Origin of the sequence: Chitinophaga sp. (assembly GCF_036569125.1) — a bacterium.
Lineage (GTDB): Bacteria > Bacteroidota > Bacteroidia > Chitinophagales > Chitinophagaceae > Chitinophaga.
The window spans coordinates 1-7,102 of sequence record NZ_DATCRF010000223.1 but is presented as its reverse complement, the minus strand read 5'-3'; the positions used below and the strand labels follow the sequence as shown (position 1 = coordinate 7,102).

At 46.5% G+C, this 7,102-nt stretch carries 6 protein-coding genes; 1 reads left to right on the top strand and 5 read right to left on the bottom strand.

Features of this window, described 5'->3' with window-relative positions; all coding sequences use genetic code 11:
* The 5 genes from VIM87_RS07950 to VIM87_RS07930 form a co-directional block, all read right to left on the bottom strand.
* The coding region (locus tag VIM87_RS07950) for a serine hydrolase (RefSeq protein ID WP_331996467.1) at window positions 1-1,583 on the bottom strand (1,583 nt) is incomplete at its 3' end.
* A gap of 62 nt (window positions 1,584-1,645) precedes the next feature.
* Complete coding sequence (locus VIM87_RS07945; RefSeq protein WP_331996466.1) at window positions 1,646-2,464, bottom strand: helix-turn-helix transcriptional regulator; 819 nt, start codon at window positions 2,462-2,464, stop codon at window positions 1,646-1,648.
* A 17-nt stretch (window positions 2,465-2,481) separates the two neighbouring features.
* On the bottom strand, window positions 2,482-3,900 hold the full coding sequence (locus VIM87_RS07940) for a sulfatase-like hydrolase/transferase (RefSeq protein ID WP_331996465.1): 1,419 nt from the start codon (window positions 3,898-3,900) through the stop codon (window positions 2,482-2,484).
* Between the two features lie 62 nt (window positions 3,901-3,962).
* Window positions 3,963-4,661, bottom strand: coding sequence for a LytTR family DNA-binding domain-containing protein (locus VIM87_RS07935; protein WP_331996464.1), 699 nt, complete (start codon window positions 4,659-4,661; stop codon window positions 3,963-3,965).
* On the bottom strand, window positions 4,661-5,701 hold the full coding sequence (locus tag VIM87_RS07930; protein ID WP_331996463.1) for a sensor histidine kinase: 1,041 nt from the start codon (window positions 5,699-5,701) through the stop codon (window positions 4,661-4,663). The genes VIM87_RS07935 and VIM87_RS07930 overlap by 1 nt, the downstream gene beginning before the upstream one ends.
* 210 nt (window positions 5,702-5,911) lie before the next feature.
* Between VIM87_RS07930 and VIM87_RS07925 the strand changes: the two genes are divergently transcribed.
* Window positions 5,912-7,102 (top strand): serine hydrolase domain-containing protein (locus VIM87_RS07925; RefSeq protein WP_331996462.1); only part of this gene is annotated, 1,191 nt, incomplete at its 3' end.

Here is a 7,102-nt window from a genome sequence, read left to right as displayed (position 1 = left end):
CCATAAGCGCTGGCAGTGACAACTACCACCCAGGGCTGATCAGGGAAAATGAAAATGCTGTTTCCGCCGTTGCCTGCACAATAAAAAGTATTCAGCTGTTTACCGGCTACATTAAATTGCTTGTTCCAGAAAAGATAGCCGTAGTATTCTTCCCTTCTGCCGGGAATAACTTTATGCTTCGTGAATGTTTTAGCTACCCATTCCTTTGTCAGGAGCTGCCGGCCGTTCCATTCTCCTTCATTCTTATACAATTGGCCATACTTCGCAAAATCCAATGCCCGCAGCTGGATGCCGCCTGCTGTATTTGGCACATGCTGCGGGGTGTAGCCCCATTGATACTGCGTGATGCCGAGTGGCTTAAACAATTTCAGATCCGCATATTTCTCCAATCCGTCCGGAACGGTTTTGTTTAAGATGTCGCCCAGTATAACCACCCCTGCTGTAAAATAATGCCATTCCGTCTTAGGCCTGGTAAGGTTCACCGGCAAGTCTAATGCAAACTTTACCCAGTTCTCCGTAGGATACATATTCTCTTCATTACCCGGAGAGTTGGTGTTATCATCACCGTCAAAAACGGCGCTCATGGTGAGCAGGTCTTTTATTGAAACCTCCTCCTTTTCTGCAGCATAGTTCTCGAACCGGTGCAGGTCATAAAACTCCCTTAACTGCTGCTGCTCCCCTTTCAGAAAGCCTTCCTGTATAGCAATACCGGTTACGCTTGAAGCAAAGGATTTCCCAACAGACCGGGGATTATGCAGGGTATACCGGTCTTCGCCATTGAAATATTCTTCTATCAATATTTTTCCTTTGCATAGCACCACCACGCTGTTAATGTGCTTAAAAACGCCTTCTTCTATATTTGCCTTCATCTCTTTAATCCTGGCGCTGTTAAATTTTTCCCTGGAAATATCCAGGCCGGGGTATGGGCTCACAGGATGCAGCTGCACTTTAGCAATATCTATTTCAGGCTTCCGGTGTACGTTCAGGGTTACATCTCCCTCTGCAATGATCTCACCCACCTTAACTTCAGCAGCCAGCTGAATATAGGGCCTGATCTGCATATGCAGCAGGTGTTTACCCTCTGTGAGCGCACTGTCGCCCCCATGCGTTAAAAATCTTCCCCAATAATACTGGCTCCAGAATACGCCTTCATGCCCGTTATCGATTAAAGGTTTGCTTATGAGTGTGGCGGTATCCTGTACTGCCTTAGGGGGAGCGCCAGGGTACAGGTTACTTTCATACACAAGACGCCCATCTACAAACAACGCAAACTGGTAGTTGCCAGCCTTTACCAGACTATCTGCCGTAAGATCCGGCGCCAGGTCATGCAAGTAATTCGTTATAGAATTATTCATGAACGCGGTCATGAAAAGGTTGCTTTTGTTGGTAAGTGTATACTCTTTCAACACATCTTTTTGCTGAAGCGCCGCAGGGGGGATATTTTGTGCAGTGAACAGGATCTTGCCCAAATTAGCCCGGTGCAGCTCTGAAGTGATGCCCTGGTTGCTAACAATATCCTTTTGCTGCGCATACAGCCCTGCCACAAAAAGCTGGAGAAAAATAAACACAGGTAAACGCTTCATAGTATTGGGTGCTTTGATCGCCTCAAAAATACCTGTAAGCAAAACATTAAAATAGAATAAAATTAACGTGTGCTGTTTTTCAACAGCAGCTTTCTATAGTGGAGCGGCGTTAGCTGGTGATTGGCCCGGAAGCACCGGATAAAATGGCTTTGGTCTGCAAAACCACATTCAACAGCGATCTCAGTAAGGGACTTATTTTTATCGGGGAATAACGCGAGCGCCTTTTGAATCCTGATCATTCTAACATAATCGCCCAGCGTGGTTTTAAAGTATTTGGGAAACTGCCGCGACAAATGAACCGGGTGTAAGTTTGCGAGGGTGGCCAGATCAATCAGGTTCCAGCTTTCCGGCGCTGCATGCAGCGCTTCCTTCACCTTTCCTACCCACGCCGGGGGTTGCTGATCATACCGGAGCTTTTCAGTTACCAGGCCACTCATCAGCTGTACAAGCAACGCATCGATGGCCAACTGGCTGCTGCCGCTGTATAATTTTGTTTCCTTAAACACATTATACATCAGGGTCTTTAACAAAGGATCCTGGATGCGGATGCTTCCTTCCGGCAGGCCAACCGGAAGATCAAAAAAAGAAAACCAGCTTGGCGCCATTTCAACATGAAACCCGCGGGTAAACACTTTTGAGCCCACATTGTAATGCGGATCCTGCCAGTTTTGATACAGGAGGCTGCCGGCCGCGCATTCGTGCACCTGCTTTTTATTCCCGTCAAGCACCATACCTTCCAGCAGGAAGGTGAAGTACGAATTCTCATGATAATGCCAGTCAACCCGGTCATGGGTATAAACGGCATCATTTAAAATGATCCCGTTTAAATGCAGCGTTTCATTCGCCTTTCCATAAAATTGTCCTGGCCTGGAACAGTTCATAATGTAAATTAAGCGTTCTACTTTATTTCCGCTGTTCTTAATTTAGGAAGAGACGCCCACCACTTGTTCAGCTTATCTTTCAGCTTCCTCACCAGCTCCGGCTGCGTTGCAGCAACATCTGTAGTTTCATTTTTATCTTTTGTTATATTATACAGCTGCGCATCTGTTCCATCGCTGTTCATCAGCAGCTTCCATTCGCCGGAACGTACCGCCAGGTTAGGACTTTTATCCCTTTGTTTTGGATATTTAAACGCAATGTTATTCCGGCCATATTCCCAATACTGATCCATGTTTCTGGCAGATGCTTTTCCAAAGAACACTTTACTCCGGTCTTTACCATCCCCTTTATAATTAGCAGGCAGCTTTACACCGGCTATGCTGCTTAAAGAAGGCAGCAGGTCTGTAGCGCTCAGCTCCGAGGTTTCATCCGTTGTTCCTGCAGGCACATGACCCGGCCAGCTGATAATAAACGGCATCCGGATACCGCCTTCGTATAACGACAATTTAGAGCCTCTTAAACCAGCGGCCCTGCTGCCTCTGAAGCTTGGCAAAGGCCCGTTATCACTGGTAAAGATCACGATGGTGTTTTTGTCCAGCCCCATACTTTTCAAACCATCCAGCAATCTGCCGATCTGCACATCATATTCTTTTAATACCAGCTTAAAGGCTGCTTCTTCTTCCGGGTTCATGGGAAATTTGCCGGTATATTCTGTTTCCGTCCTGGGCACCCATGGCGTGTGCACATCATCGGGCCAAAGGTTTACAAAACAGGGCTGACCTTTGTGCCGCTTCATAAAATCCAATGTTCTGTCCACAAAGTATTTGGTTCTATCCCATCGTTTTATGCTGTCTTTATCAGACCAGATCCAGTTAGTAGCCGTAATTAAGGGGTCAGGATCCGGGCTTTCATAGGTGCTGTTATGCTCATCAAATCCATACTTCTCAAACCCCGGTGCATTATGCACATCCCGGCCACCGCCCATATGCCATTTGCCGAAATGCCCCGTAACATAACCGGCATTCTTAAAAAAACGGGCCATGGAAGGCGCCTGGGGATCCAGGTAATCAGCTTGCTCCGCGTTCCTGTTATGTTTTTTATTATCCAGGTAGGTTGAAAAATTCCATCTTGCCGGATACATGCCGGTTAACAGCCCGGTTCTTGAAGGGGAGCAGATAGGCGCTGCGCTGTAATAATGCGTTAGCTTCATGCCGCTTTTTGCAAGCCTGTCAATGTTGGGCGTGGGCACAAAATTACCGCCGAAACATCCTACATCACTATATCCCATATCATCTGTAAGAATAATAATGATATTCGGCTTTTCTACGGCAGATGTACTTTCAATGGGTATACATCTTATTAGCAGCCATCCCAAAAGCGGCAGGCATACCAGCAATCCCAAATACAGCATCGGTTTTCCGTTCTTAATTCCAGGCATGGTCTAAATTTTAAACACCTTTAATTTAAAAAATAAAAACGTCCCATACCGCAAATAATGTGCTATTGAAACCGCTTCAACACTCCTTCCCGGTACACTTTCCCGATAGGAAGCCTGGTATCCCCCAGTGAAACCTGGTTGCCTTCCAGGTATTTAACCGCATTCACCGCCACAACAAATGACTTATGGATCCTTATAAATTTACCTGCCGGCAGCTGCTCCTCAAACTGGGTAAGCGTTTGCTTTGAAATGATCTTATCCTGTCCGCTATGGATGTAAATGTAATTCCCATATGCTTCCACGTAAGTTATATCGCTGAAATACACCTTAGTTAACTTCTTGTCGGACCGTACCATTAAAAAATGTTGTCCGGCATCTTCTATAATAGGCAAAACCGGCTCCTGCCCGTGTTTGATCACCTTTTCCGTTGCCTGTACAAAACGCTGGAAAGAAAAAGGTTTTAATAAATAATCTATTACCGATAGCTCAAAGCCTTCCAGCGCATATTCCGGGTAGGCAGAGGTAATGATAACCGAAGGATACTGCTTCAGGGAGCGTAACATTTCAAAGCCACTAAGCCTGGGCATGTTAATGTCCAGTATAATCAGCTCTACATCCTTTTTATTCAGGAGCTGCATTGCCTCAAAAGCATTGCTGCAGGCGCCTGCCAGGCGCAGGTACGGCACCTGCGAAATGTAGTTGGTAAGTAGATCCCTGGCAATGGGCTCATCGTCTACTATAATACAATTGATGGTCGTCATCAGCTTAGATCTATTTTTAAATCCACTTCGTAATACTCGCGTTCGTGGGTAACTGTTAAAGTATGTTTTTGCGGATAAATCAGATGCAGCCGCTGCCGGATGTTGGAAAGGCCTATACCGCCTTTGCGCCGGGCCGGTTTTCCCGCTCCATACAAAGCAGCATCCAGCGAGTTAGCCACTTTTAAATACAATGTATCGCCCTGCATCCTGAAAAAGATCTGTACAAATGCCTGCTGATCCTGCGCAGCGGAATAATGCTTAAAACCGTTCTCAATAAATATGATCAGCATTAAGGGCGCAATGTATTGATCCGCAAGATCGCCCTGTATATTCAGCTCAATCTGCGTTTTGTTATCCAGCCTTATCTTTTCCAGTTCCACGTAATTCGTAATATGCGTAAGCTCTTTTTGCAGGGACACATAGTTTTGATTGGTGTCGTACAAAGCATAGCGGAGCAGGTCGGAGAGTTTTAGCATCAGCTCCGGCAGCTTGGGTGATTGTACTACTGATAAGCCATACAGGTTGTTCAGTGTATTAAATAAAAAATGCGGGTTCAGCTGCGCTTTTAAATGCCGGAGCTCCATTTCCTTTTGCTCTTTATCAAGGATTAGCTTATCCAGGGCTATCTTAAAGAAACTGGCAACAACCGTAAAGGCAATTACGCTGAAAGCAATGTGCTCCTGCGTCCAGTCAACCCGGTTATCAATATGGAAGAGCTTTAAAAATATCCAGCCGGCGGCATTCAATATTAAAGGCAGCCCATAGATCAGAAAAATGAGCTGTATAACGTACAGGCCTATACCCAACAGCCATTTCCCCTGTTTAAAGAAAGGCAATACCAGCAGGTTCTGGGAATAACAGGGTATAGCCAGCTCCAGCGTTTCCTGCAATACAATGCAGATCAGCGCTGCGCCGGTAAAATGTTGCGGGTATTCCTTTAAAATAATGTACAGAAAAAAAACAATGATCCAGAACAAGAGCTGGGTGTACACCTTATAGCGTTTAGAAAATAGTACGGTCCAGTCAAATTGTTTAGTCATCAGGTAGCCGGGATTAATTCCGGTATAACAAATTAGCGGAGCTTTCCAGATAATCCAAATCCCGGTGATAAACACCTTTCTGCCGGTGACAAACGTTCAAAAAACTGGTGATGTACGCCCGGAAGCTGTTTATCCCCCGCGGTTATACGTTAAGCACTTTTATTTTTGCCGGCAAGCGGGCACAAATACTTTTGAGTAAAATTTAAAACAATGAAAGCTGTACTCATTTGCATTGCTCTTTTCCTTGCATCCCTGGTAATGAATAGCTGCCTGGCGCAGCAAAGCGGTACTGTTGAAAATGCACTGCTGCAACAGGTGCCCGCGTGGATGGCCGAATATCATGTACCCTGTGCAGGTGTGGGATTAATAGAACAGGGGAAAATAAAATGGGTAAAAGTATTTGGCCAGCTGCAGCAAGGCGTTCCTGCCCCGGCTAACACCCTTTTTAACATTGCCTCCCAAACCAAGCCGGTAGTAGCTATGCTTACCCTAAAGCTGGTGCAGTCCGGCAGCTGGGACCTGGATGAGCCCCTGGCGCATTACTGGATCGATCCGGATGTAAACGGTGATACTAACCTGGTGAAATTAACCACCCGCATGGTGTTAAGCCATCAAACAGGTTTCCCTAACTGGCGTACAGATAATGGCGGCAATAAGCTAAGCTTTAATTTTACACCCGGCACAAAGTTCGGCTACTCCGGCGAAGGGTTTGAATATCTAAGGCGGGCCCTGGAAAGTAAATTCCATCAACCTTTGAACCAGCTGCTGGATTCATTATTGTTCAAACCTTTGGATATGAAAGATACGCGGTACTGGGGGCAGGACCTGGATACCAGCCGCTTTGCCCGCTGGCACAACGGACAGGGCCAGCTTTATACAGGCAGCATTCAAACACCGGTAAGCGCCGCAGATGACCTGATCACTACCATAGAAGATTATTGCCGGCTGGGCATTTTTGCAATGAACGGGAACGGCCTTTCTCCTGCGCTTTATAATGATATGGTAAAACCACAGGTGCAAACAAGGGAGCATTACTTCAGAAGCCTGGGATGGGGATTGATAAAGGACCTGCCGGACGGCGATTTTGCACTGGAGCACGGCGGCTCTGACATAGGCGTACGTACCATGGCGGTCTTTATGCCGGGCTCCAAAAGTGGAATTGTGGTAATGACCAATGGCGACAACGGCATGTTTGTATACGACCGTATCATTAAACAGGCGCTGCCTGCCGGTGCAGAGATCTTAGCGATCATGAACAAAGGGCAGCATTCCCATGAAAGGATCACGCTGCCGGATCCCATCCTACGGCACTATACGGGTACATACAGGCAAAACAACGGAAAAGTAATGCAGGTAACGCAGGAAGGCAATGCCATCAGGGTATCCGGCGATGGTGTACCC